Source organism: Bradyrhizobium sp. Pha-3 (genome assembly GCF_042258615.1).
GTDB lineage: Bacteria > Pseudomonadota > Alphaproteobacteria > Rhizobiales > Xanthobacteraceae > Bradyrhizobium.
Genome location: NZ_CP170152.1, coordinates 973,162 through 998,298, shown reverse-complemented (window position 1 = coordinate 998,298; position 25,137 = coordinate 973,162). Strand labels below are relative to the sequence as shown.

General features: G+C 61.9%; 20 protein-coding genes. 13 read left to right on the top strand and 7 right to left on the bottom strand.

What is annotated here, in order from left to right:
• Positions 1-232: 232 nt before the first annotated feature.
• The gene (locus ACE10Z_RS04695) at positions 233-1,351 is read right to left on the bottom strand and encodes a transporter (protein ID WP_375786889.1); all 1,119 of its coding nucleotides are present in this window, start codon (positions 1,349-1,351) and stop codon (positions 233-235) included.
• Between the two features lie 426 nt (positions 1,352-1,777).
• Here ACE10Z_RS04695 and ACE10Z_RS04690 point away from each other — a divergent pair, with 426 nt between their 5' ends.
• On the top strand, positions 1,778-2,521 hold the full coding sequence (locus ACE10Z_RS04690) for a tetratricopeptide repeat protein (RefSeq protein WP_375786888.1): 744 nt from the start codon (positions 1,778-1,780) through the stop codon (positions 2,519-2,521).
• A 1,284-nt stretch (positions 2,522-3,805) separates the two neighbouring features.
• On the opposite strand, the gene ACE10Z_RS04685 is transcribed toward ACE10Z_RS04690, so the two are convergent.
• The 3 genes from ACE10Z_RS04685 to ACE10Z_RS04675 all read right to left on the bottom strand — a co-directional run bounded on the left by ACE10Z_RS04685 (position 3,806) and on the right by ACE10Z_RS04675 (position 8,802).
• Positions 3,806-5,584: an adenylate/guanylate cyclase domain-containing protein gene (locus tag ACE10Z_RS04685; RefSeq protein WP_375786887.1), complete on the bottom strand. Its 1,779-nt coding sequence runs from the start codon at positions 5,582-5,584 to the stop codon at positions 3,806-3,808.
• A gap of 677 nt (positions 5,585-6,261) precedes the next feature.
• Positions 6,262-6,999: a hypothetical protein gene (locus ACE10Z_RS04680; protein WP_375786886.1), complete on the bottom strand. Its 738-nt coding sequence runs from the start codon at positions 6,997-6,999 to the stop codon at positions 6,262-6,264.
• Positions 7,000-7,446: 447 nt separating this feature from the next.
• A complete protein-coding gene (locus tag ACE10Z_RS04675; protein WP_375786885.1) occupies positions 7,447-8,802 on the bottom strand; it encodes a phenylacetate--CoA ligase family protein in 1,356 nt (451 codons plus the stop codon).
• A gap of 185 nt (positions 8,803-8,987) precedes the next feature.
• On the opposite strand from ACE10Z_RS04675, the gene ACE10Z_RS04670 reads away from it, so the two are divergent.
• Genes ACE10Z_RS04670 through paaI form a run of 5 tightly spaced genes read left to right on the top strand, consistent with a single transcriptional unit; the run spans position 8,988 to position 13,174 of the window.
• Complete coding sequence (locus tag ACE10Z_RS04670) at positions 8,988-9,596, top strand: TetR/AcrR family transcriptional regulator (protein ID WP_375786884.1); 609 nt, start codon at positions 8,988-8,990, stop codon at positions 9,594-9,596.
• Positions 9,593-10,042 carry a cobalamin B12-binding domain-containing protein gene (locus ACE10Z_RS04665; protein ID WP_375786883.1) on the top strand — a complete coding sequence of 150 codons (450 nt, stop codon included), beginning with the start codon at positions 9,593-9,595 and terminating at the stop codon, positions 10,040-10,042. The genes ACE10Z_RS04670 and ACE10Z_RS04665 overlap by 4 nt, the downstream gene beginning before the upstream one ends.
• Positions 10,039-11,718 carry a methylmalonyl-CoA mutase gene (locus tag ACE10Z_RS04660; protein WP_375786882.1) on the top strand — a complete coding sequence of 560 codons (1,680 nt, stop codon included), beginning with the start codon at positions 10,039-10,041 and terminating at the stop codon, positions 11,716-11,718. The genes ACE10Z_RS04665 and ACE10Z_RS04660 overlap by 4 nt, the downstream gene beginning before the upstream one ends.
• Positions 11,719-11,721: 3 nt before the next feature.
• On the top strand, positions 11,722-12,726 hold the full coding sequence (gene meaB, locus ACE10Z_RS04655; protein WP_375786881.1) for a methylmalonyl Co-A mutase-associated GTPase MeaB: 1,005 nt from the start codon (positions 11,722-11,724) through the stop codon (positions 12,724-12,726).
• On the top strand, positions 12,710-13,174 hold the full coding sequence (paaI, locus tag ACE10Z_RS04650) for a hydroxyphenylacetyl-CoA thioesterase PaaI (RefSeq protein WP_375786880.1): 465 nt from the start codon (positions 12,710-12,712) through the stop codon (positions 13,172-13,174). The genes meaB and paaI overlap by 17 nt, the downstream gene beginning before the upstream one ends.
• A 90-nt stretch (positions 13,175-13,264) precedes the next feature.
• On the opposite strand, the gene ACE10Z_RS04645 is transcribed toward paaI, so the two are convergent.
• Positions 13,265-13,447, bottom strand: coding sequence for a hypothetical protein (locus ACE10Z_RS04645; protein WP_375786879.1), 183 nt, complete (start codon positions 13,445-13,447; stop codon positions 13,265-13,267).
• Between the two features lie 143 nt (positions 13,448-13,590).
• Between ACE10Z_RS04645 and ACE10Z_RS04640 the strand changes: the two genes are divergently transcribed.
• Positions 13,591-14,145, top strand: a complete 555-nt coding sequence (locus ACE10Z_RS04640) for a TetR/AcrR family transcriptional regulator (RefSeq protein WP_212316022.1) — start codon at positions 13,591-13,593, stop codon at positions 14,143-14,145.
• A gap of 6 nt (positions 14,146-14,151) precedes the next feature.
• Here ACE10Z_RS04640 and ACE10Z_RS04635 read toward each other — a convergent pair whose 3' ends face one another.
• Complete coding sequence (locus ACE10Z_RS04635; protein WP_375786878.1) at positions 14,152-14,886, bottom strand: enoyl-CoA hydratase/isomerase family protein; 735 nt, start codon at positions 14,884-14,886, stop codon at positions 14,152-14,154.
• 144 nt (positions 14,887-15,030) lie between these two features.
• On the opposite strand from ACE10Z_RS04635, the gene ACE10Z_RS04630 reads away from it, so the two are divergent.
• Complete coding sequence (locus ACE10Z_RS04630) at positions 15,031-16,977, top strand: AMP-binding protein (RefSeq protein WP_375786877.1); 1,947 nt, start codon at positions 15,031-15,033, stop codon at positions 16,975-16,977.
• Positions 16,978-17,200: 223 nt separating this feature from the next.
• Here ACE10Z_RS04630 and ACE10Z_RS04625 read toward each other — a convergent pair whose 3' ends face one another.
• Positions 17,201-18,010 carry an enoyl-CoA hydratase/isomerase family protein gene (locus ACE10Z_RS04625; RefSeq protein ID WP_375786876.1) on the bottom strand — a complete coding sequence of 270 codons (810 nt, stop codon included), beginning with the start codon at positions 18,008-18,010 and terminating at the stop codon, positions 17,201-17,203.
• A gap of 129 nt (positions 18,011-18,139) precedes the next feature.
• Here ACE10Z_RS04625 and ACE10Z_RS04620 point away from each other — a divergent pair, with 129 nt between their 5' ends.
• From ACE10Z_RS04620 to ACE10Z_RS04600, 5 genes are all read left to right on the top strand, one after another.
• Positions 18,140-19,681, top strand: coding sequence for a class I adenylate-forming enzyme family protein (locus ACE10Z_RS04620; RefSeq protein ID WP_375786875.1), 1,542 nt, complete (start codon positions 18,140-18,142; stop codon positions 19,679-19,681).
• Positions 19,678-20,859, top strand: a complete 1,182-nt coding sequence (locus ACE10Z_RS04615) for a thiolase (protein ID WP_375786874.1) — start codon at positions 19,678-19,680, stop codon at positions 20,857-20,859. The genes ACE10Z_RS04620 and ACE10Z_RS04615 overlap by 4 nt, the downstream gene beginning before the upstream one ends.
• Entirely contained in the window at positions 20,859-21,275 is a 417-nt protein-coding gene (locus tag ACE10Z_RS04610) for a Zn-ribbon domain-containing OB-fold protein (protein ID WP_375786873.1), read from the top strand. The genes ACE10Z_RS04615 and ACE10Z_RS04610 overlap by 1 nt, the downstream gene beginning before the upstream one ends.
• Before the next feature lie 204 nt (positions 21,276-21,479).
• Positions 21,480-23,087, top strand: coding sequence for a carboxyl transferase domain-containing protein (locus ACE10Z_RS04605; RefSeq protein ID WP_375786872.1), 1,608 nt, complete (start codon positions 21,480-21,482; stop codon positions 23,085-23,087).
• 16 nt (positions 23,088-23,103) lie between these two features.
• On the top strand, positions 23,104-25,104 hold the full coding sequence (locus ACE10Z_RS04600) for a biotin carboxylase N-terminal domain-containing protein (RefSeq protein WP_375786871.1): 2,001 nt from the start codon (positions 23,104-23,106) through the stop codon (positions 25,102-25,104).
• The last annotated feature ends 33 nt before the right edge of the window (positions 25,105-25,137 follow it).

The following is a 25,137-nucleotide window of genomic DNA, read 5'->3' as shown; positions in this document are numbered from 1 at the left end:
GTGCATGGCGTGCGGCCCCCCGACCACCGCACCATCAACGACGCCAAGAAATACCCGCCATTGCATATCGCCCTCGAGCGGGCCATCGTATCAGGTCAACTGAGTGCATTGATAGGGGCTGGCTTCGAGTGCTTGTTGCAAAGCATCGCAGCAATCGGCGACGTCGTTCGATCGCCTCGTAGGCGCGGCTGAGCAAGTTTGGCGGTTCGGTGGACCGGCGGGTTGGTTGATCCTAATATTTTCTGACGATCGGCTTTGTCGTCGGAGGCGCTCCGGGCGTGGGCGGCGAGATTGAGAAGGTCACCCAGGTATTCCAGCCTGATGGCCGGTTTTCCGCAGCGAACTCTCCGTAAGCCTTAAAATTTAGATAGCCCTGCATGTCGCCGACCGGAAAAAGAAACCCGATCTGGGGACCGATACCAACCACCTGAGACTGGAAGCAACCGACACGGTCGCCTGAACCGCTGTCGCAGCCAAGCTCCTTGTAGACATAGCCTACGAGGCCAACCATGACCTCCTTCGACAGGAACTGCGACGCCCCCCAATCGAAGTGCAGATCGACGCCGCTTTGATATTGCGTCGCCGTATTCTTTGTATTGTAGGTGAAGCCGAGCACGCCGGAGAGTTCGTGGCCAGTCTGCGGATTGAAATAGGTGTAGCCGCCGCCGGCGTCGATCGCGCCGTGTCCGATACCGAGGTTCGACAGGCGATCGGATTGGTAAGCGCCCACCGGGATATCGCCCGTGATGTAGGTCATGTAGTTGTGGACGCCGGCGTTCCATTTCAACTGGAACATCGGCGCCAGATCCCCGAAGCCCCATGTCGCGTCGCTGATGGTGTCGGACCGCGCGAAAGGAACGGTGTTGCCGAACGGGCCTGTGGCCACGCCGGACAAGGTCCCCGCCAGGCTGGTGCCGACGACGCCATAGGCTGCCAGGAGGGACACTGACGCCTGGCCGCCGAGCACTGGCGTTGCAAATACATAGCTCGGGAGCACAAAGCCAAGATCGCCGGTGGCGTTGACACTCAAATTCAGATTTGCGTTGACGGTAACGTTGGCCGGAACCCTACCGAGCGTGAATTCACGCGCACGCGCGACGTCGGCGCCGGCGGATACGGAGGTGTGGTAGTAGATATTCGCCCATGACCAGCCCGGCTGTTGCGGTGTGGCCGCGAGGCTTCCAAAGAGGCCAGGAATCCAGAAGCTAATGCCGCTTTCATCGGCCAACGCACACTGGGAAAAAAACGTGATCGCGGGCGCCAAGACGACTGCGGCAACGCCAAGTCTTCGTCGATGTGCCGAGATTGGCCGCCCGCTTTTCGCCGCTGCCAGTGCAATTCTCGCTGTCATATCGCTCCCCGTAAGGTGTGTCGCCTCCGATTACAACTCGGATGACACTGTAATCCTGGAACAAGTGGGGCTCACCACGTAAATTCAGGGAGGACAGGTTTGCCAAAAAAGAGTTGGAGACTGCGGCCCGTCAGCCACAGGCGCTGCAGAGGGGGATGCTTGGAAATGACAGGTATTTTATCCGCAAGAAGTATGCAGTTTGTGCCAACGGCTCTGTTTCTCTGCCGCAAGTCTATCTGATCCGACAATAACTGCCGGACGTTTTCGATTTCGCCGACGCCTTCCGAACCCACCGCGTCGCCCACCCGGCGTTTGGTAGTGGAACGAGCCAATAGGGAAGTCCATCTCGTGCTTTCGCTTACGAGACAGTGTATCCGCCTTCGGATAAGCTTTGCGTCTCATCGAGCTATCATTTCACGACGGCTTATGTTGATCGAGCCCAGCCATGAGCAAGGTCGCCAGACCATGAAACTCAAGCGCTCTTTCGCCGCCATCGTTCTAGTGTCTGCCTTTGCCGCGCCTGTGGCCGCTGGCACGTTCGAGAATGCAGTTGAGGCGCATGCCCGAGGCGACTACGCAAAGGCCCTGCGTCTTATTCGTCCACTGGCCAATGACGGCGACGCTACAGCGCAGTACAATCTCGGGCTAATGTATGTGTCTGGTCTGGGCGTGCAACAGGACGATGCCGCGGCAGCGCAATGGTTTCGGAAATCTGCGGAGCAAGGCTTCGTCCTCGCCCAAACCAATCTTGGAGTCCTATGTCGCGATGGCCGAGGCATGGCGCAGGACGAGACCGAGGCAGTAATGTGGTTTCGGAAGGCTGCAGAACAAGGTGACGCAATCGCCGAGTTTTTGCTTGGGAACCAATACGCATTCGGAAAAGGCGTACAGCAAGACTCTAGTGAGGCAATGATCTGGTATCAGAAGGCTGCGGAGCAAGGCCATTCCAAAGCTAAACTCTTTCTCGGGGTCATGTACGCGGAAGGCCGGGGTGTGCCGCAGGATTATGTTCGTGCTCACATGTGGTTCAGTCTATCGGCGGCACAGGGTGAACAAAAAGCGGTCGAGGCTCTAGGAATGGCCGAACGGAGGATGACCCCAGCTCAGATTGCCGAAGCGCAGCGGCTCGCGCGCGACTGGAAGCCGGCTACGCAGCCACCTTCTCGTTAGCGGGTTGCAGTGCTGATGTACCGGTAAAAAGTGCAGTCCTGATCGCGCCAAACACTTCTGGTCTGTTTCCGACGAAAGACGTCCGGAAGGTTCATCGGCAAGTCGCAAAAGTGCGATCAGCGACGTTGCACGTTCGGTTTGCGGCGGTCGCAAACTCAGGCAGCGCTGACGGAATAAAGCTTGATGCAGCACAGCGTATTTCGCTTCGGGTCAAAAGCCGCCCATGGCGGTCAAGCCGACCGACGTCCGCTCTTTCTCAATGAGCTGACCTACCGTCAGGTCACCCGCCCAGCCGTGTCGTGCTACGGCCTCGTCCGGTGGCGCGCGCGGCGGTTCGGCATAACGCCGTTGGCAATCCCGTGGGCGGCGTCGCGGGGTGGCGGGAGGAGTGGCGGCTTGGGCTTCAGCCGCTGAGAAACGTCTTGGTTAGGATGTCGCCGTTTTAGCAGCGTGCCATCTGCGAAACCTCAAAAGTGACCTACCAAGTGTGGTTCATGCCATGATGCCGTCGCCTCGCCTGTCCGCGCCCGACCAAAAAGCCCTCTCACCGGGTACACGGCGAAGTCTGGCGCCGAGCGACGACAGGAACGGCGAAGCGGACGCAGGAACGCCGCACGGGACGCGCAGAGCGGCGTCAGGAGCGGCGCACAGGACGCGAGGAGCGACGGAACGCGCGCCACGGCACCACGACCACCGAGCCAACAAAGTAAGTCGTTCCGTTTCGGCTGCGGCTCGGCGCTGCCGACGGTGTAGATGATGGATAGGGCCAGTTGCCTGGTCCTCCCATGCATCGCCTCTGCATAGGTCGGCGCTGACAATAGGTTGCACAGTGGGTCTAGAGGCCTGCTGGGGCTAAATGGCCATTGGTTGCTGACCGGCTGCAGCGGCGAATTGACGTGATTCGTCTTTGCAAATTTCTATGTCTCGTCATCTGAAAATAAACACCGCTTCTTGCCAGCGACGCTCGGTTCATCAGCCCCGGGCCCTTCGTAAGCGATTCAGATATCAATCGTTTTCGAAGGAACAGCTGCTGCCCCGTTGAGAGCGGGGCGCAAAATCCCATCGAATCGAAAAAAAATCCCTGAGTGAGAGTGGGGCCGGTCCGCGAGCTGAGGGCGCCTGAGGAATTGCCCACCCCCCTACCCGGCATCGTATTAATACTCCGAGTGAGCGGCACAGATCTGCGCCGTTAACCACTTCCGGTCTAACTCTGACAATAGACATCATCAGAGCCGGTCGGCACGTCTCAGACGGGCCAATAGCGGGCCTGTCATAGGCCACCAATTAGTCGGGGATGCCTGCGTCCCGTAGCGCACCCTGGATGCCTTCCCGGACAAGGAGTGATCTAATCGGAAACAGATAGTGTGCGTGGGAAGCTCGAAAATCCGGTTGAAATTCGAGCAGACGCTGAGCTGCCTGCCTCGCTTCAAGCGGCTTCTCATCTCGAATTGCGTTTGCGGTGAACGCTGCCAGCGAATGAACATCAGGTGCCCTCTGTAGCGCCTGATCGGCAACACGAAGTCCATTCGCATAGTCATTCTGCGAAAAATATGCCCAGCTTGTCATGTACCAGACTCGAACCAACAAGGGATCGCGAGGGCTCAGCCGCATCACATGATTGAAGCTCTTGATTGCTTCCTCCGGCTGATCGCACATCAGCGTTACTGCCCCCCGACTGTACCATGCCGGAGCGAGGTTCGGGTTGAGCTTTACCGCGCGGTCGACCAGTGAAAGACCGAGATCGTATTTTTGCCCAAGATACACGAGAACATGCCCTGCGGCGGCTTGAACGAATGCATCAGCTTCGTCCAACTTTCTTGCCGCCTCCGCACTTTCGAGGGCTTCCTGTAATCGGTCAACGGACAGTTTTACCCCGGTGAACGCCTGAAAGGCTAAGCCACTGAAGGCCAACATCGCATGCGCGGCAGCATAGCTTGGATCGATCTCCAACGCTTGTTTAAAGATCGCGTAGGCCTGCGTAAAATCCGGACCCGTCCTTCGATAGTAGAACGCCATACCTTTCAAAAATAGGTCATAGCTATGAAGCGCCGCTGGCTGGTGGCCGGCCCGCTCGATTTCGGCGAGTTCAAGTGCGGGGGCAATCGACGAAACGACCTTCTCGGTGATTTCATCCTGCAACTCGAACACATCTGCCATCGCGCCATCAAACTTGTCAGCCCAAAGGTGAGCGCCGTTGGTGGCATCGATCAGCTGCCCCGTGATGCGGACTCTTCCGCTTCCCTTTCTGACACTGCCCTCTAGAACGTATCGAACACCAAGCTCGCGACCTACTTGCTTTATGTCGACTGCCTTTCCCTTATAGGTGAATGAAGAATTCCGGGCGATGACGAACAGCGATTTGAAGTGAGAAAGACCCGTAATGATATCTTCAACTATCCCATCCGCGAAATACTCCTGGTCGGGATCACCAGACATGTTCTGAAATGGCAGGACCGCGATCGAAGGCCTCTCGGGAATGGGGGGAGCCGCCTTAGGTTGGGCAATCTGACTTGCGGCAAGTCCGCTCGCCGGCGCTTTGAGCGAATGCGTAGCGTAGATGCGAACCGGTCGGTCGATGTTCTTAAGTGATTTCTCTCCGAGGTCTTCAAAAGAAAACCCTGTCTTGCCCCTTACCTGCTCGAAGGCACTTGCCGAAAGGCTGACGCCGCCAGGTTTGCATTCGCCTTCAATGCGCGCAGCGATGTTGACGCCATCGCCAAATATGTCGTCACCCTCGATGATGATGTCACCAATATTGATGCCGATACGGAAAGCAATATGGGGACCCGAACTTGCGGCGTTTCGCTCTGCCATCCTTTCCTGGACCGAGACCGCACATGTGACAGCGTCAACGGCACTGGCGAACTCAACCAGCATGCCGTCGCCCGTGGTTTTGACGATGCGCCCATAGTGCGCTTTGATCGCGGGATCAACGATATCGCGCCGGTGGGACTTCAGGGCTTCAAGAGTGCCGACCTCGTCCAACCCCATAAGTCGGCTGTAGCCGGCCACGTCCGCCGCCAGCACAGCTACCAGTCGTCGCTCGACCCGACTGCCGCTCACCTGCTTTTCCCAACTTGAGGGGCCCTTTGACGATATGCGATCATAGTAGGTCTGGCGACCTCGGTCGATGCCTCTGTTGGGTCACACTCGAAGGTTGGCGTATTGCTGTTGCGGTCCGTTAGGCCCCAGTGAGCAGACATCCGCGGACCGCGCGATGAGGTCTGAGGGTGGCGATACCCCACCCGCGTTTCGATCGACTTCCTCTTCACCTGAGCAGAAATCGATGCCGACCACGCTTTTGGCCTAAGTGGGCTTTTTGTTTTTATTTCCGAACTTTTTGCGTGTGAACCAGCAAGACCGGTCGGCGACAGTTAAGCGCAGACTTTTGATCACCCCCCCTGACCGCGCATCGGCGACAGCTATCTCCCATCAAGCGAAGCCACGATCCAAAAAGAACTATCCAAGAATCGTGCGACAAAGGAAGTGGGCAGCGTGCCTGCCCTGAGGCTTTGACGCTTGAAGATACCTCCGACTGTCGCCGAATATGCGGTCGTGTCGTCACTACTATCGCGCCTCCGCACGGATGCGATCGACCGGAATGGCAACCTGGCCGTAAGGCTCCATCTATCGATCGTCGTCGATAGCGAGTCGACGCAACCTTAGCTTTCGCCAATGCTGGGCCTTGTAACACGGGTCAGAATGCATCCGCCTCTCCGAGAAGTTGGGGGCAGACCTTCTTAGGCAGGCTCCTCCAGCAACTTTCCCGGAAAGCTTCTTCCTTTTCTATAATCTGTGATCTTCGTGGGGCTCGCCATTTTCACCGCTTTGGACCCTATCCGGCCAGCTACGGGAAAATCGTAGGCGGTCGGCCGGTGAGCAGCAGGCCCGCACTTGATCCACGTCACCCATTTAATGGACGTGATGCGGATCAGGTTCGTTAGGTTCTTCCGTCCTTGTCGTGGCCGCTCGGTGATGTGAATGAAACCTAGCCGCCGGGCTTCATGCATGGCCGTTTGCACAGTCGTGCGACACACGCCCGCGACGGCCGCGATCTTGTCGTAAGGCAAGTCACAGATGCCGTGATGTTTTATCTCACCGGCAACGATGGCGAGCACAGCGCGTTGCCCTTCAGTGAACATCGCCCTCATCGCGGGTGGCATGGATGACGAGCTGCCCAGCGTGCGACGCCGATCCCGCGAAGCCTGACGATTTGGTGAGCGAGGCCGTTGCCGCGTCCTAAAGCGTGACGACACTCGCGCATGAAGCTTGCCAATCGGCGATTGGGTAGCGAGCCCGCGCTGCGGTTTCCGCTTCTGGATGGCTTCAGCGAGAAACTGAGCTTCATCGTCGTTGATTGCCCCAGCCGGCCAGTGGCGGCGCCAGATGGCATCCAAAAGCGTGCTCAGCTCCTCGGACGAGGTTGCGGAATTGACGGTCTCGTAGAGTGCCGCCGCAGCAGTCGAGAGGACGGTCATTGTGCGGCCCTAGCGGCCGCTCGGCTGATGGCCGACCAAGCGTCGCGGCGCCTGCCAAAGCGCCCCAGTGGACGATCCAGTGCATCGTAGGCCGCGTACCGCTTTGCCGAGACGCGCTCGTACCGGCCCAGCCGCTGACGCCCGAGATAAACGGAATGCTCAAGGGGCTCAATCGCCGGGACAGGCGCCAAAAATTCCCTAGGCACCTCAATGGCGGCACTGCGGGACAATGAGCCAACTAAGTCTTTAATATTTATAGATTTGCTAGCCCCGGCCAGGGGCACCAACCAGGCTGTTCAAGCCCGTTCTCAAGCGTCCGCGACCGTCCGCGCAGCGCCGGCGGCCCAACTCCGCCTGAAGGCGCCGGCGCAGTTTCGTCACGGCACGAAGTTCGCCCACCGTCCTACCCGAGGCAGGAATTGACGCACAATTCTCTGCTTCAGGGTATCAAGGACGAAGCCGCGGGCGCCGATCATCAACCCTGCTGGCTTTCGAAATCGCGCGCTCCAGCGAATTCGGCGGCAGCACCTCGACCTCGAAATTGATGTTGGTATCGTTCTTCAGCCGGCGCTTGACCTGCTTGGCCAGCTCGATGTCGAATTCCGCCATATCGCCGGTCTTGGCCGCCGGATCGCGTTCGACCCGCACGGTCGCCGTGTCCAGCGCGCCGTTGCGTTCGAGTAGAATCTTGAACTCGATCCCCGTGCCCGGTACCGACAGCAGGGAGCGCTGAACCTGACTCGGATAGACATTGGCACCGCGGATCAGGAGCATGTCGTCCAGGCGACCATACACACCCATCGGGAGGCGCGGATAAGTGCGGCCGCAGCCGCACGGCGCGTGCGTCATGTGCGACTCATCGCCAGAATAGAAGCGGATCATCGGCTGCGACTGCCGCCGCAGATGCGTGTAGACGACCGCCCCGCTCTCCCCGTCTGGAAGCGCGCGGTTAGGATTGTCCTTCGCGACGATCTCGGTCCAGACCTCATCCTGCATCACATGCACGCCCTGACCCATCTCGCATTCCGCGTTGGTACCCCACGGCGTCATTTCCGACGTCGTTGCCATGTCGCGCACGACGATGCCCCATCCGCTCTCGAGAGCCTGGCGCGTACCGGGAATCGATGAGCCCGGCTCACCGATGAAGATTCCGAGACGCAACGGCGAGGTTGCGGGATCGAGCCCCATCGACCTCGCCACCTCCAGCATGTGCAACGCGTAGCTCGGCGTCGTGATGAGCACGGTCGACTTGACCCGCCACATCAGCTCGATCTGCCGCTCGGTTTCTCCCGCGCCGATCGGGAAGGCCGTTGCCCCGAGCCGCTCGATGCCGAGCAGCGAGCCCCAGCCTCCCATGAACAGGCTGAACACCGTCGCGAGTTGCACCACGTCACCCGGGCGCACACCGCAGGTGAAGAACGCCTGCGCCATCACATCGGAGATGTAGTCCCAGTCGCTGCGCGAGATCGCGTAAAGGGTCGGCTTTCCACTGGTTCCTGAAGACCCATGCACGCGGCAGACGTCGACGGGGCCGGCGCCGAGATAACTGCCGAATGGCGGATGCTCGGCCTGGTCGTCGCGAAGCATCTGCTTGGTGATGATGGGCACGCGCTGCGTGAAGGCGGCGACCGAGTTGACCTGATCGGGGTGAAAGCCGGCCTCATCGTAGTGTCGGCGGTAGAACGGCAGATGCTCGTAGGCATAGCGCAATTGCTGCTGCATCAAGCCGAGAACCTCCGCCTCGCGCACCTCACGCGGACGGGTCTCCTTGTCGGCACTCCAAAAGGCTCGCTGCTCTGTCATGCGTCACCCTCCCCGATTTTTATTAACTAAACGATTGTTTAGCTATATTCAAATCCAGCGTCAAGACATCACCGAAACGATCCATATTTGACGGTAAAATTGCCAGTTATCGAATATTGACACTTGCATATTGTGGGCGGTGGCGCTTCGTGCTAAACGATCGTTTAGTTAAATGGAGAGAAATTTTGGCCGCCACCCTTGCAAAGCAACAGGCGAACCGCTGGCCGGCGCTGCTGGAAGCAGCCGCGACGCTTTTCGCCGAGCGCGGCTATCACGCAACGACCATCCGCGACGTTGCCGAGGCGGCCGGCGTGACGCCAGGCGCGCTTTATTTCCATGTCCCGACCAAGCAGGCGCTGCTGGTCGCGGTCTACACCGAAGGCGTCGACCGCATCGTCCGTCACGTCGACGCCCTGGTCGACCAGGAAACCGAGCCGGCGCTGCGCTTCCGGCGCGCGATCGAGGCGCATCTCGAATCTATCCTCGATGCCAGCGCGTTCGCTCGCGTCATCGTCCGGGTCCTACCGGACGATGTCGCGGAAGCCGCGGCCGAGCTGCGCGCCCAGCGCGACCGCTACGAGACGCGCTTCCGCTCGCTGATCGCCGCGCTCGGCCTGCCCAGCCGCCGCTCGCCGACTTTGCTAAGGATGCTGCTGCTGGGCGCCCTCAACGCGACGCCGATCTGGTACCGGCGACCGAGCGGAAGCCTGGACGCCATCGTCGACGAATTCGTCGCTGTGTTCGGCATCGCTCCGTCCGGTACCGAGACCAAACCCCGACGCAGGCCAAAATGATGATGAAAGTCGACGCATTGCCGCTTCGTGTTCTCGTGACAAAGATCGGCCTCGACGGCCATGACCGCGGTAGCCGCATCGTCGCCGCCTATCTTCGCGACGCCGGCATGGAAGTGATCTACACCCCGCCGTGGCAGAGCATTTCGGGTGTGGTGAAACTCGCGACCGAAGAGGATGTCGACGTCATCGGCATCAGCTCGCTGGCGACCGATCATCTGATCGTGCCGAAGATGATGGATGCGCTGCGGGCGGCGGGGCTCGGCCATGTCAGCGTCATCATTGGTGGCATCGTGCCTGACGAGGAGAAAGCTGTGCTGCTCGGCGCCGGCGTCAGCCGGATTTTCGGGCCCGGCTCGGGGCGCGAAGAGATCGTTGATTGCGTCACCGCACTCGGCGGTCAATCGCGCACCGCGCGTAATGACGAGTTCTCGGAGGCGACCCTATGACCAGGACGGCGATCCAGCTCCCGTTACCTGGCTTCGAACAGGCACAAGGCGAGTGGCAGGCGCAATATTCCCGCCAGATTGGTGACGAGAAAGCGATCCGCAACCGCTCGGGAATCGATATTCAGCCGCTGTATTCGCCACGCGACTGGACCGGCGAGCGGTATCTTGAGGACGTCGGCTTTCCGGGCCAGTTTCCGTTCACGCGCGGCATCTATCCGACGATGCATCGGGGCCGCACCTGGACGCAGCGTCAACTGATCGGCCTCGGCACACCGGAGGACTACAACAAGCGGGTACGACGCATCATCGGTGCCGGCGCCACCGCAATCAGCCTGTTGCCGTGTTGTTCGGGATTTCGTGGCGTCGATTGCGACGAGGTCGAGCCGGTACTGCTCGGCACCTGCGGCACCGTGATCAACACCACCGACCATATGGACAACGCGCTGGATGGCGTTTCGATCGGAGAAATCTCGACGGCGATGAACGACCCGTCGCCCTTTACGCTGCTTGCCTTTACGCTCGGCGTGGCGCGGCGGCGTGGCATCGACTGGCGCTCGGTGACGGGAACGTCCAACCAGAGTGACTACATTTCGCACTTCATCGCCAATCACCAGTTCTACCGCCTGTCGCTCCCGGGATCGCGGCGGGTGCTGCTGGATCACATCGAATTCTGCCGGCGTCACGTTCCGAACTGGAATCCGGTTTCGGTCGTCGGCCAGCATATGCAGCAGGCCGGCGCGACGCCTGCCGAGACCATGGGCTTCACGCTCTCCACCGCAATCCAGTATGCCGACGATTGCAAGGCGCGCGGCATGGACATCGACGACGTGCTGCGGCGCTTCACCTTCTTCTTCGACATCTCGATCTCGCTGTTCGAGGAGGTCGCGAAATTCCGCGCCGGCCGGCGCATCTGGGCCAGGATCGCGCGGGACAGGCTGGGAGCAAGGGATCCTGCGTGCTGGCGGTTCAAATTCCACGGCCAGACCTCCGGCGTCGACCTGACCCAACAGCAGCCGCTCAACAACATCGCGCGGGTCTCGATCCAGGCGGTCGCCGGGATTCTGAGCGGGCTGCAATCGCTGCATACGGACGCCTATGACGAGGCGATCGCCTGCCCAAGCGAGGAAACCGCGCGCGTTGCGGTGGCCACGCAGAACATCCTGCGCGACGAAGCCAGACTCTGCGACGTCATCGATCCCTTGGGCGGCTCGTATTACGTCGAGCGCCTGACCGACCAGATGGAGGCGGAGATCGAAGGCGTGATTGCAAAGATCGACGCAGCCGGCGGTATGTACAAGGCCGCAGAGGCGGGCCTGGTTCAGACCATGATCGGCGAATCGGCTCTTGCGTTCCAGGAACAGGTCGACGCCGGCACCCGCAGGATCGTCGGTGTCAATTGCTACCAGATCGATGAGGATCCCACGGTCCCTCCGGCCGAGCGGCCGGACCCCGACGCGATGCTCCGGCATGTCGAACGCTTCAAGGCATTCAAGCAGGAACGCAGCCAGCGTGAGGTCGCCAGCGCGCTCGACGCACTGGCGCGCGCCGCCAATAGCACGGACGAGAACGTATTTGAAAAAGTGGTGGAAGCGACCGGAGTGGGCGTCACGCACGGCGAGGTGGTGAGCTGCCTGCGTCGCGAGCTCGGCTTCGGACATCCATTGATCGTTGCCTGAGCGATGACCTCGGATTCCATCGCAACGTCACTCCTGGTACGGCTGCGGGCCGGCGATGCCAGAGCCATCGCACGCGCCATCACGATCGCCGAAGCAGGTGGCGGCGCCGCCGCCAGCCTGCATCGCGCGGTGCTGCCGCAGACAGGGAGCGCGCTCACAGTCGGCTTCACCGGGCCGCCCGGTGCCGGAAAGTCGACACTGATCGACACGTTCGTGGCCGAGTTGCGCAGGAGCGGACAGACGGTGGCCGTTGCGGCGGTCGATCCGTCGAGCCCGCTCTCAGGGGGCGCGGTACTCGGCGACAGGGTGCGGATGGGGCGGCATACCGAAGACGCCGGCGTATTCATCCGCTCGATTGCCTCGCGCGGCCATCTCGGCGGGTTGACCGACAGCATTCAGCCGATCGTCGACATCCTCGATTTCGCAGGCCGTGACGTGATCGTGATCGAAACCGTTGGAGCTGGGCAGTCCGAGGTCGAGATCGTCGAAGTTGCCGATGTCCGGGTCGTCGTGAATGCTCCGGGCCTCGGCGATGACATCCAGGCGATCAAGGCCGGGATACTGGAGATCGCCAATGTCCTCGTCGTCAACAAAGCCGATCTGCCCTTGGCCGCGCGCACTGTCCGGCAGCTCCGCAGCATGTTGAGCCTGCGCCGCGAGACCGACAGGAATGTGCCGGTCATCGAAACGGTGGCAAGCTCCGGCCAGGGCGTCGTCGAATTGGTTGAAGCTGTCTTCAATGTCGCGCCGCGAACGTCCGCCGAGCGTCAGGCGCGCCGTCGCGCGCGTATCCATCGTCTCCTCGCCGAGACCGCCGCGGCCGAGATCCGACGCTCCATCCTGGAACGGACTGACGAACCATTCCTGAACATGCTGCGGCAGGTCGAGGCCGGCGAAGTTTCGATCGACACTGCGACGCGCGCGGCGCTGGGCTATCACCACGAGGCACATGACCGCGTCTCTAACTCGCACACGAGCCGCAGCAGACGCGATGAACCCGTTACCTGACGACCCAAAGCAACTGGCAGAGCATTGCGCCGCCTTCATGCTCTCTGGCGACGCAGCGGCCAAGGCGTTCGGCTTCACGCTTCGCCGGGCCGGCGCCGGCGAGGCCGAGCTTGAGATGACGATCTCTCAAGCCGGCCTGAACGCGTTCGGAACATGTCATGGCGGCGTCCTGTTCACCCTGGCCGATACGGCATTCTCGATCGCCTGCAACAGCCACGGCCGGCCGGCCGTTGCGCAGCAATGCAGCATCACGTTCGTTCGCCCTGCGCGCCTCGGCGATCGCCTGATTGCGCACGTCCGGGAGCGCTGCCGCACGAGCCGCACCGCGATCTATGATTGCAGCCTCACCAATGCGGCGAACGGGAAGATCGTGGCGGAATTCCGCGGCCATTCCCGGACCATCGCCGACGCGATGCACGCTCACGCCGAATCGCTCACTGCGCCATGATCCGGCATCGGCTGTCGCGCTGCGGCAATCAGCCTGCTCGCGCGATCTATCGCCGCCAAGCACGGGTTTGAGTTCGGGGACGCCGAGCCATCAATGCCGGCATTCGCCGGTGGCGACCTGGAGCGCGCCCCAGACGTTGTCATCGCAGGTATCGCCGTGCCCCTCTGGGCGGATATTGCCATTCTCACCGGAATCTGCTTCGACAGCGATCGTCGGCTGCTCGAACCAGCCGGCCAGTATTTTGACAGGGAGCTTGATCAGGCATGCCGTCATCCGTGCGTTCCGGCGACCGATCTCGTCGGCAGGCGGAGGCGCGCCGACCAAGGAGATCGCCCGCGGGCACTGGGCGCAAGACCGCCCGCGACAAGAATCCCACGGCAGCCGCGACAAAATCCGAGCGCTCGCGAGACCTGATCTTGCAGTCCGCAGCACAACTGTTCCGGCGCCAGGGATTTTCGGCCACGACATTGCGCCAGATTGCCGCGAGGGCAAAAATAAAGGCCGGCAGCATCTACTACCATTTTGATTCCAAGGAAGAGATCCTTGGCGAGGTCCTGGACCGCGGCCTCCGTCACGTCTTCGAAACCGTAAGGAATGCGGTCGAGCGGGCAGGCAAGGTATCGCACCGGCGCAGGATCGGCCTCGCGATCGAGGCCCATCTTGTCGCGCTGCTCGAGACCAGCGACTTCACGTCAGCCAACATCCGCATCTACGGTCAATTGCCGGAGCATTTGAAGAAGCCGCATCGGCCGTTGCGGCGCGCCTACGCCGAATATTGGGACAAGCTCTTCATCGAGGCGCGGCGCGCCGGCGAGATCCGGGCGGACATGGAGGTGGTGCCGCTGCGGATGTTCGTGATCGGCTCCCTCAACTGGACGATCGAATGGTTCAGGCTGGAAACCCGCGATGCGGTGCTTGAACTGGCGCACCGCACGGAGCTGCTGATCTTCGAGGGCGTTCGCACCTCCTGAGGCACGTTACCTGCCCCGCCACACCGGCTTGCGCCTCTCCGCAAAGGCTTTCGGCCCCTCGATGGCATCGAGACTTGCATAGGTCTCGACATGGAGCCGCTCGGCTTCGACGAGTCCCTGCGCGTAGCCGAGATCCATCGCGGCAAGCACGCTGGCCTTGGCCGCCTTGACCGACAGCGGCGCGCCTTCCACGACCTTGCGGGCCAATTCCTGCGCGCGCTCCCGGACCGCTTGCGGCGTTTCTTCGAGAGAATTGACGAACCCATGCTCGGCCAGCCGCTCGATCGGCATCGTCTCTCCGGTGAGAACCATTTCCATCAGCATTGGCTGCGGCAGCATCCATAGCAACGGCACTGCCCAGGGCGTCCCGCGCCCCATCTTCACTTCGGTGATACCGGCGCGCGTGCCGCGCAACGCGACCCTCAGGTCGCACTTCAGCGCCAGCATCATCCCGCCGGCCATCAAGGAACCGGTCATGGCGGCGATGATCGGCTTGGAGACCTTCCGCATCGCATTCTGCATCGGATCGCGCATCAGCGTCAGGATATCCACTCCATCCCGCGACCGGATTTCTGCGGCCTGTTTCAGATCGAGTCCTGCACAGAATACGCCGCAGTCCGCCGAGGTCAGAATGACGACGCGCACCGACGGATCGGCTTCCACCCTGCTCCAGGCATCCGTCAGACCATTCATCGCCTCGGCTGACAGCGCGTTCTTTCGCTCAGGACGGTCGATCGTCACAGTCGCAATGCCGCCCTCGACCGCATAGCGGACCTGTTCTTTGTCGGTCACAATATCTTCTTCCTTGAATTCTAACATTTGTTAGAATACATCGCCGCACGCCGAATGCAACAGAATGGCGAAGGGCTCGAAGGAGGAAACAAGATGGCGCATCTCTGGACGCCGCCCGCGGAACTCGTGGAGAGGAGCAACCTGAGTGCGTTTCTCCGCGCTACGGGGCAGCCCGACTACGACGCACTGGCCGCGAGGGCGGATGCCGATCCGGCGTGGCTCGTGGAGGAAGTGTTCAAGTTCTGCGACGTCCGCTTCTATCGCGCTTTCGACAGGGTTCTGGATCGTGCGCGAGGCGAGCCGTGGGCGCGCTGGTGCGTCGGCGGGACCACGAACATCGTCCTCAACTGCATCGACAGGCACCGCGGCACGGCAGTCTGGGACAAGCCCTTTTTGATCTGGGAAGGCGAGGACAAGCACGAACAGCGTCGATTGAGCTACGGCGAGTTCGCCGCCGCCGTCGGACGGCTGGCCTCCGGCCTGCGCAAGCTCGGCATCGGCAAGGGCGACGTCGTCGCCATCTACATGCCGAACCTGCCGGAAACATTCGTGGCCTTCTTTGCGATCTTGAAGATCGGCGCGATCGTGATGCCGCTATTCTCAGGCTTTGGCCCCGACCCGATCCGCGCTCGGCTCAACCACGGCGAAGCGAAGGCGGTCATCACGGCGAACGGCACCCGGCGCCGCGGCGTTCCGGCGCCGCTGAAATCGGTCCTCGACGAGGCACTCGAAGCTGCGCCGAGCGTCCAGCACGTCGTCGTGGCCGACCGCGGCGGACTCGGCATCGACACACCTATGCGCGCAGGGCGAGACCATTGGTGGGATGAAATCGCCCGAGAGGGCGCGGACCTGCCGACCGCAGAGATGGACGCGGAGGATCCCGCCATCCTGCTCTACACCTCGGGCACGACCGGCGAGCCGAAGGGTTGCGTGTGGACGCATATCAGCTTCATCGGCTCCATGGTCACGCGGGACATGATCATCTGCGGCGACTTCAAGCCGACCGACCTGTTCTTCTTCTTCAGCGACATGGGATGGATGGTGGGCGCGATGTGCGCCTGCATCCCAAGCTTCGCCGGCGGCAGGCTGCTGGTCGCGGAGGGAACGCCGGATTATCCCGATACGGGCCGCTTCTGGCGCCTCATCGAGGAACACAAGGTCACCTATCTCGGCGTATCGCCGACCATCGTGCGAGGGATGATGCGATATGGCGAGGAGGTCGAGAAATACGACCTCTCGAGCCTGCGGATCACTGCTTCAGGCGGCGAAGCCTGGACCGAGACGCCGTGGAGATGGTTCTTCGAGCACGTTTGCAAGTCGAAGATTCCGATCATCAACATCTCCGGCGGCACGGAAGTCGGCGGCTGCATCTTCACGGGCACGCCGAATCATCCGATGAACCCATGCTCGTTTTCGCGACCAGCTCTCGGGGTCGGCGCAGATATTGTCGACATGGCGGGCCACCGCGTTCCCGATGGCGAGGTCGGCGAGCTCGTCCTGCGTCACGCATCGATCGGGCTCACCAAGAGCCTTTGGAAGGCTGACCAGCGCTATCTCGAGAGCTACTGGAATACGATCCCCGGGATCTGGGTACACGGCGACTTCGCCGTGCGCGGAAGGGACGGCCTCTACTACATTCTCGGCCGCTCGGACGACACCATCAAGATCTCGGGAAAGCGAGTCGGTCCGGCAGAACTGGAAGGCGTCTTGACCGCGACCGGCAAGGTCGCGGAAGCTGCGGTCTTCAGCGTCCCTCATCCCGTGAAGGGCTCTGCGATCGTGTGCGCCTGCGTGCCGATCACAGGACTGCAGGAGTCGTCTACCTTGCCCGAGGAACTGTCCCAGGCACTGGTGCATGGCATGGGTGCCTCCTACCGCCCGGAACGAGTTCTGATGGTCGACGATCTACCAAGAACACGGAACATGAAGATCATGCGTCGCGTACTGCGTGCGGTGTTCGAGGACAAAGACCCCGGCGACCTGTCGGCCCTCGCCAACCCGGAGGCCATCGCGCATATCCGGCTCAGACTCAAGACGTAGCGGCCAAGGCAGACGTCGAGGCAACCAGCCAGGCCAGTTGCCGCGACGCGTACCGATCGGGACTAGTGTCCCGAATCCGAAGTTCGTATCATTCGCCGCACCTTCGGAGCGAACTTCGGATTCGATAAGGACACTAGCAAACTTATGATTCTAGTGTGCTTTATGAATGCGAAGTTCGTGAAAGCGGCTGCCGCGAAATCGCACGAACTTCGCATTCAGCACACTAGATCGGGCAATCCGTCGGGAATGAGGGCTTGCGCTTTTCCAGGTGAGAAGCCAATCCCTCGCGCGCCTCGTTGCCGGCGAAGCCGAGGATTTCCAGCGCAGTCGAGGTATCGAACAGCGGTCCGTTGACGCGCAGCCAGTTGTTCAACGCGTATTTGGTCCAGCGGATCGCGCTCTGGGCGCCGGTTGCGAGATCCTGCGCCGTCTCCAGCGCGATCTTCTGGAGCTCCGCATCTTCCACACACAGCGAAACCAGCCCGATCCGCTCGGCCTCCTCACCCGACAACGGCTTGCACGTGAGCAGATAGTATTTCGCCTTGGCCAGTCCGCAGAGCAGCGGCCAGATGATGCAGGCGACGTCGCCTGCCGCGACGCCGAGCCGCGTGTGCCCATCGACGATCCGCGCTGATTTGCCGCAAATCGACACGTCGGCGAGGATTCCGACGACCAGCCCTGCTCCCACCGCAACGCCATTGATGGCCGAGATGATCGGCTTGTTGCAGTTGATGACGTTGTAGACGAGGTCCTTCGCCTCCTTCCAGGTGGCCATCCGCGCCGCCGGATTGTCGAGCAGCGACTTGATCAGCTCGAAATCGCCGCCCGCCGAAAACGCCTTCCCTGCCCCCGTGACGATCACGGCATTGATATCGGGATCGTTGTCGATGTCGCGCCAGATATGGGTGAGCTGCGTATGGGTCTCGGCGTCGACGGAATTGTAGGTCTCGGGACGATCGAAGGTGATCCTCAATATCCGTTCGGCCGGATAGTCGAGCTTCAGTTTGGTGTAGGCGGCGTATCGATCGGACATATTGATCTTCCCATTGTTGGCGCTTAAGAAGCGCTACCAATTATTTCTAACAGATGTTAGATTTTGTAATCCGCCGGCGCAAGCACCGGTTTGGAAGATTGTCGAAAGGCAGCGCTCGAGGAAACGTGCATGGTAACCGAGTTCAGTCCCCAGATTGGCGCCGTATCCGGTGTTGGAACCGTCGGAGCGCTATTTGACGTCTGCGCCGAACTCCATGCCGGAAGGGTCGCAATCGAACACCGCGAGAGGCGTATGACCTATGGGGAATTACGCGACCGGGTGCGTCGTCTGACCGCGGCCCTCGCCGCGCGGGGATTGCGGCGGGGTGACCGCCTTGGCCTCTTGTCGCGAAATCGCCCGGAATATCTCGAGATCGAGCTGGCAGCCGCCAACCTGGGGATCATCACGGCATGCTTGAACTGGCGATTGTCGGAACGCGAGCTCGCCTATTGCATCGAGCTGGTGTCGCCCAATCTGCTGGTCGTCGAGGCCGATCTCGCTGCAAACCTTCCGCCCGCGGCCAGGATCCACCCGATCCTGGAGATCGGACCACAATATGAAAGCGAGCTCGCGCGGCAGGATGGGCGCGTCCCCCCGCCCGTGGCGCAGCCCGAAGACGGACTCGTCATTCTCTACACGAGCGGAACGACCGGCCTGCCGAAGGGCGCCGTCATTTCCCACCGCGCGATGGTGATGCGCGCGCTGGTCTTCTCGTCAGAGCTCGGCATAGCGCCGCATGCGACCTTCGTCGCGTGGACACCCCTGTTCCACATGGCATCGACCGACCACGCGCTCGCCACGCTGTTGCGCGGCGGAACGGTCATTGTGGTGGATGGATTCCAACTCGAACCGCTGTTGACGGCGGTATCCCAGCACGACATCGGCTGGCTGGTATTGATCCCCGGCATGGTGGAGGCCTTCGTCGAAGGCCTGAAGGCGCAACGGGCGAACGTCAAGGGTGTGCAGGTTTGCGGGGCCATGGCGGACCTCGTGCCCCCGCACGCCATCGCCGCGGTGACCGAGCTTCTCGACGCCCCCTATCTCAACAGTTTCGGCTCGACCGAAACCGGCCTGCCGCCTGCGACAAGGGCGTTGATCGCTCCGGGTCAGGTGCCGGCGAGCCTGTCCAAGCGTCAGAACGCATTCTGCGAGATCAAACTCGTCGATTCATCCGACAACGAGGTTGCACCCGGCGAGCCCGGCGAATTGGTGATCCGAAGCCCCACGCTGTTCTCGGGCTATTGGCAGGCGGACGAGACCAACGCGCGCGACTTCCGCGGCGGCTGGTTTCACATGGGCGACGTATTCAGGCGCAACCACGACGGATCGCTCGATTTCGTCGACCGCGCCAAATACCTCATCAAGTCGGGCGGCGAGAACATCTATCCTGCCGAGATCGAGCGTGTGCTGCTGAGCGACGAGCGGATCACGGAGGTCACGGTCGTGCGCGCCGCCGACGCCCGGTGGGGAGAGGCTCCCGTCGCTTTTGTTGCATGCCGTAACGATGCCCAGCCGACGGAGGCCGAGCTCGTCGATTTGTGCCGCCGCGAACTGGCCGGCTACAAGCGGCCGCGTGAATTCCGCTTCATCGCCTTTGACGAATTTCCGCGCTCCACGAGCGGCAAGGTCCAGCGCCACGAACTCGAACGCCTGTTGAAAGCCTCCACATGAGCGACACCAGTCTTCGAGGAAAGGTCGCCGTCATCGGCATCGGAATGTCGGCGGTCGGCAAGGTGCCGGGCCGCAGCCCGCTCTCGCTTGCTGCCGAGGCCGCCAGGAACGCGCTGGCCGATGCCGGGATATCAAGGAGCGAAGTGGACAGCGTCCTCTCGAGCCATGCCTTCGCGTCTCCTTTCCATCGCTTCAGCGTCGCATTCAGCGAATATTTCGGGATTCGCCCCACGTTCTCCAACACGCTGCAAGTCTCCGGCGCCACGGCGGCGACGAAGTTCAGCATAGGCGCGGCCGCCATCCACGGCGGCCTTGCCAAGGTCGTGCTGGTTGTGGCGGCCGACAGCCTCTTAACGGGACTGACGCCGGATCTCGCGCTGCGTTCGCTCACCGAAAGCCGGGATCAGCAATACGAAATGCCTTTCGGAATTCCCGTTGCCAACACCTTCGCCATGACCGCGCACCGGCACATGAAGGAATACGGCACCACGGCCGAGCAACTTGCCGAGGTCGCGGTGGTGCACAGGCGCCACGCGGCGCGGACCCCGGGCGCGCAGCAGACAACGCCAATCACGGCCAAGGACGTGCTCGCCTCGCCGATGGTCACCACGCCCTATCACAAGCTTGACTGTTCATTGATATCCGACGGTGGAGCGGCGTTCGTCCTCGCTTCCGCCGAACATGCCGAGGCGCTCGGCATCGAAAAGCCGGTCTACATCCTTGGTTGCGGCGAGTGCTACACCCACGAGCACATCTTCCTGATGCCTTCCCTCACATCGACGGGGGCAGTCGAGTCTGGCCGGCTAGCCTATGCCATGGCCGGTTACGGGCCGGTCGACATGGATGTTGCCGGCATCTACGATTGCTTCACCGGAACCGTGATCATGATGCTCGAGGATCTCGGCTTCTGTCGCAAAGGAGAAGGCGGACCGTTCGTCGCCGACGGGCAGATGACATATGGCGGACAAATTCCGTCCAACACCCATGGTGGCCTCTTGTCGTTCGCCCATTCGGGAATGCCTGGCTCCTTGTTTCACTTCCACGAGGTGATCGCGCAACTGCGCGGCCAGTGCGGCGATCGGCAAGTCGAGCGCGCGCAGCTTGGGCTGGTACACAGCCTTGGAGCAGGATTTGCGACCAACGCCAGCACCGTTCTCGGCACGCGGGAGGCCCTGTGATGTCGATTGAAGACGCTGCCCGAAAGCCCCTCCCCGCCCCGGACGCCGACACGGCCGCGTTCTGGCGCGGCTTGCAGGAGGGAAAGCTGCTGCTGCAGCACTGCAGCCGGTGCCGGCATGTGCAATATTATCAGCAAGCGACGTGCCGTCAGTGCGGCGGCGAGGAGCTCGAGCACAGGCCGGCACGGGGCCGAGGCAAGGTCCACTCCTTCAGCGTGGTGCATCGCGCGCCGGGCCCGGCCTTCAAGGCCGACGTTCCCTACGCGGTGCTGCTGGTCGAGCTCGCGGAAGGGCCGCGCATGATCAGCACCTTGACGGGAAGCAGCCCGGCGGACGTCACCTTCGACATGGATGTCGAGCTGACCTTCGAACGCGCCTCCGACGACATCACGCTGCCGCGATTCCGTAAAGCCTAGAGGCTTGCATGAGTTCTCTTTGCATCGGCGCGCGGCCAATTCTAACAATTGTTAGGTTTTCCAGATGATCGACCAGATGAATTTCAACCTTACCCACGGACAGACTCGCATTCGGACACCGAAATGCGCGCTGACCTGCAGAGCAATCCACGACAACATCGGCAAGCCATCGATGGGCGAGCCTAGCAACCAGGGGCGCGCGCAATGGCGATCATGAAATCGGACGTCATCACCTCGAGTGAGGAATATCTACGCAACCGCGACGCTTACTCCGCGCGTGTCGCTGATCTTCGACGTCGCCGGGCCGCGGCTATAGTCGGCGGGCCCGAGCGGGCAAGCAAGCTGCACAAGGAGCGTGACCAGCTCCTGCCGCGCGAGCGGATCGCGGCGCTGATCGATCCCGGATCGCCATTCCTCGAATTCTGTCAGCTTGCGGGCGAAGGGCTTTACGACGGCGTGCCGCCGGGCGGCAGCATCATCACCGGCGTCGGAATGATATCCGGCCGCCCTTGCATGATCATCGTCAACGAGCCCACCGTGAAGGGTGGGACATACTACGGCATCACCTGCAAGAAGCACGTCCGCGCCCAGCGCTTCGCCTGGCAGCACCGGCTTCCGTGCGTGACCATGGTCCAGTCAGGTGGCGCCAATCTGCCCGACCAGCCCAACATCTTCCCCGACGACGGCCAGTTCGGCTCGATCTTCTACAACCAGGTCCGGATGTCCGCCGAGGGCATCCCGCAGATCGCGATCGTGCACGGTCCGTCGACGGCGGGCGGCGCCTACATCCCCGCCCTTTGCGATGAGACCGTCATCATCAGAAATCAGGGCGCGATGTTTCTCGGCGGCCCGCAGCTCGTCTATGCCGCCACGCGCGAGGAAGTCGGCATCGAGGCGCTGGGCGGCGGCGAGATGCACAGCCGTGTCAGCGGAGTAACCGATCATCTCGCCGAGAACGACGCACATGCGATTGCCATCACGCGCGAGATCGTGGCCAATCTCGGCGAAATCCCAAAGCAGGGCTGGACGATCGGCCCGGTACGCGATCCCTTGCTCGATCCGGCGGAAATCTATGGTCTGATCAGCTCGGATCCCCGCGTTCCCACCAACAATCGCGACATCCTTGCCCGTCTCGTAGACGGCAGCGAATTCCATGAATTCAAGCCGCTCTACGGCGACACCCTCATTACCGGTTTCGCACGGATCATGGGCTTCGAGATCGGCATCCTCTGCAACAACGGTGTGCTGTTCTCCGAGAGCGCGCTGAAGGCGACGCATTTCATCGAGCTGTGCTGCAAGCGTGACATTCCGCTGCTGTTCATGGCCGACGTCACCGGCTTCATGGTCGGCCGCGATGCCGAGGAAGGCGGCATCACCAAGAACGGGGCGAAGATGGTCACGGCGATGGCGAGCGCCAATGTGCCGAAATATACACTGATCATCGGCAACGCCTACGGTGCGGGATACCTCGCGATGTGCGGCCGCGCGTTCCGGCCGAACGCAATGATGATGTGGCCCAACGCCCGTTCCGCGATCATGGGTCCCGACCAGGCCGCCACGACGCTCGCGATGGTCCGCGACGAAGTGCACAAGCGCGAGGGTACGACGTGGACCGACGCCGAGCGCGAGGCCTACATGGCGCCGACCCGGCAGACTTTCGAAGCCTTCGCCAATGCCTACAACTTCGCCCGCAACACCTGGTGCGACATGGTGATCGATCCGCTCGAAACCCGCAGCGTGATGGCGCTGCTGCTCGACCTCGCCGGCAGGATTCCGCATCAGCACACCGATTTCGGCGTGTTCCGGATGTAAACGAAGGAGACCAGCCGTGTTCAAGAAGATCCTGATCGCCAACCGAGGCGAAATCGCTTGCCGGATCGCTCGCACCTGCCGACGTCTCGGCGTTGCGGTGGCCGGCGTTCATTCCACCGCGGATGCCGACGCCTTGCACGTCAAGGCCATCGGCGAATCCATCGAGATCGGTGGCGCGCCAGCCTCGGAGAGTTACCTGCGGATCGACGCCGTGATCGCCGCCGCAAAGGCTACCGGCGCCGAAGCGATTCATCCGGGATTCGGCTTCCTGGCCGAGAACGCCGCCTTCGCTCGCGCGGTCGAGGCGGCCGCCCTGGTCTTCATCGGACCGACGCCGGAGACCATCGAGCGGCTCGGCGACAAGGCATCCGCGAAACGTGAGGCCGTCGCCGCGGACGTTCCGACCGTGCCCGGCAGCAAGGTTCCGAGCCAAGACCCGGTTGAAATCGAACGTGCGATTCGCCAGCTCGAGTTGCCCGTCATGCTGAAGGCTGCCGCTGGCGGCGGAGGCAAAGGCATGCGGGCCATCTCGTCGCTCGACGGGCTGCCCGACGAGATCGAGTCCGCAATGCGCGAGGCCAGAAATGCCTTTGGCGATGCCGGTCTCATTGTGGAAAAGCTGATCCAGCGCGGCCGGCACCTCGAAGTGCAAATCGCCGGAGATGGCAACGGCAACGTCGTTCATCTGTTCGAGCGCGAATGCTCACTCCAGCGCCGTCACCAGAAGCTGATCGAGGAAGCGCCCGCCGCCAACTTGCCGCCCAGGCTCCGCGAGCGCATCCTTGGCGATGCCGTCCGGCTTGGCCGCCGTCTCAAATATCGCGGTGTCGGCACGGTCGAGTTCATCGTCAGCGGCACCGACTACTACTTCCTGGAGGTCAATCCCCGGCTCCAGGTCGAGCATCCCGTGACGGAAATGGTGACGGGTATTGATATCGTCGAGACCATGCTCCGCGTCGCAGCCGGCGAAGGCCTGCCGATGACACAGGACGACGTCATCTGCCGTGGTCACGCCGTCGAAGCCCGCATCTGCGCCGAAGATCCGAACGACGGTTTCATGCCTTCCACCGGCGATATTGCCTACGTTCGCTTTCCGAGCGGCGACATCCGCATCGAGACCGGCGTGGAGAGTGGGTCGAGCGTTACGCCCTACTACGATTCGATGCTTGCCAAGCTCATCGCGCACGCCGCAACCCGCGATCAGGCACTCGACAGCCTTAGCCGCGCGCTCGATGAAACCTCAATCTTCGGGGTAACGACCAATCGGGAGTTTCTCGGGCGCCTGATCGCCCTGCCCGCGACCCGAAGCGCAACGTTCCATACACGCCTGATCGACGAAGAGATCGCCGCGCTCGTGGACCGGGCTGATGCCATCGACGCAGGCGCGCTCGCGCTGGGAGCCTGTTTCTGGATGATGCGCCAGCGCCAGTCCGCGTCCGACGGCCCGTGGCGCTCCAGCGGATTGACCGGTTGGCACATGGGGACGGGAGGCGACGGGATGTCTCCGATCCCCCTGCTGCACCTTGAGAGCGCGGGCACCAGCGCGGAAATCCGCTTCGCTCCGCTGCAGCCCGACGGTTCGATGCTGATCGGCGTAGACGACGACCGGATTGCGGTGAAGCTTTCACCGATCGGCAATGACGAATTTGTCGCCGTGGTGAACTCACGGCGCGAGACGGTACGTATCCGCCAGAAGGACAACTCCATCTTCGTGCACGATCCGTGTCGCGCGCACACGATGATCGCCATCCCCTATCTCAGGTACATCAGCACGAGTTCCGAGATCAGCGGCGAACTGCGCGCCCCGATGACGGGCGCGGTGTTGAAGGTCAATGTCGCAGTCGGCGCACGCGTGAAAGCCGGAGACACGGCCGTCGTCATGGAGTCCATGAAGATGGAGCTGCGTATTGCCAGTGAGGTGGACGGCGTCGTCACCGCGGTTCACATCAAGCCAGGCGAAACCGTCGAGCGAAATGCGGTCGTTGCCGTAGTCGAGCCGGATCAGGCCGCGCAATAGCGCGGCCTTCGGAACAGTCATGACAATTGGGGA

What these genes read in the sequence shown, in the direction of transcription:
- ACE10Z_RS04675 (WP_375786885.1), bottom strand. Translation starts at nt 8,802, where the DNA reads ATGACAGAGCAGCGAGCCTTTTGGAGTGCCGACAAGGAGACCCGTCCG.
- ACE10Z_RS04605 (WP_375786872.1), top strand. Translation starts at nt 21,480, where the DNA reads ATGGCGATCATGAAATCGGACGTCATCACCTCGAGTGAGGAATATCTA.
- ACE10Z_RS04615 (WP_375786874.1), top strand. Translation starts at nt 19,678, where the DNA reads ATGAGCGACACCAGTCTTCGAGGAAAGGTCGCCGTCATCGGCATCGGA.
- ACE10Z_RS04695 (WP_375786889.1), bottom strand. Translation starts at nt 1,351, where the DNA reads ATGACAGCGAGAATTGCACTGGCAGCGGCGAAAAGCGGGCGGCCAATC.
- meaB (WP_375786881.1), top strand. Translation starts at nt 11,722, where the DNA reads ATGACCTCGGATTCCATCGCAACGTCACTCCTGGTACGGCTGCGGGCC.
- ACE10Z_RS04645 (WP_375786879.1), bottom strand. Translation starts at nt 13,447, where the DNA reads ATGACGGCATGCCTGATCAAGCTCCCTGTCAAAATACTGGCCGGCTGG.
- ACE10Z_RS04630 (WP_375786877.1), top strand. Translation starts at nt 15,031, where the DNA reads ATGGCGCATCTCTGGACGCCGCCCGCGGAACTCGTGGAGAGGAGCAAC.
- paaI (WP_375786880.1), top strand. Translation starts at nt 12,710, where the DNA reads ATGAACCCGTTACCTGACGACCCAAAGCAACTGGCAGAGCATTGCGCC.
- ACE10Z_RS04690 (WP_375786888.1), top strand. Translation starts at nt 1,778, where the DNA reads ATGTTGATCGAGCCCAGCCATGAGCAAGGTCGCCAGACCATGAAACTC.
- ACE10Z_RS04610 (WP_375786873.1), top strand. Translation starts at nt 20,859, where the DNA reads ATGTCGATTGAAGACGCTGCCCGAAAGCCCCTCCCCGCCCCGGACGCC.
- ACE10Z_RS04660 (WP_375786882.1), top strand. Translation starts at nt 10,039, where the DNA reads ATGACCAGGACGGCGATCCAGCTCCCGTTACCTGGCTTCGAACAGGCA.
- ACE10Z_RS04680 (WP_375786886.1), bottom strand. Translation starts at nt 6,999, where the DNA reads ATGACCGTCCTCTCGACTGCTGCGGCGGCACTCTACGAGACCGTCAAT.
- ACE10Z_RS04665 (WP_375786883.1), top strand. Translation starts at nt 9,593, where the DNA reads ATGATGATGAAAGTCGACGCATTGCCGCTTCGTGTTCTCGTGACAAAG.
- ACE10Z_RS04620 (WP_375786875.1), top strand. Translation starts at nt 18,140, where the DNA reads ATGGTAACCGAGTTCAGTCCCCAGATTGGCGCCGTATCCGGTGTTGGA.
- ACE10Z_RS04625 (WP_375786876.1), bottom strand. Translation starts at nt 18,010, where the DNA reads ATGTCCGATCGATACGCCGCCTACACCAAACTGAAGCTCGACTATCCG.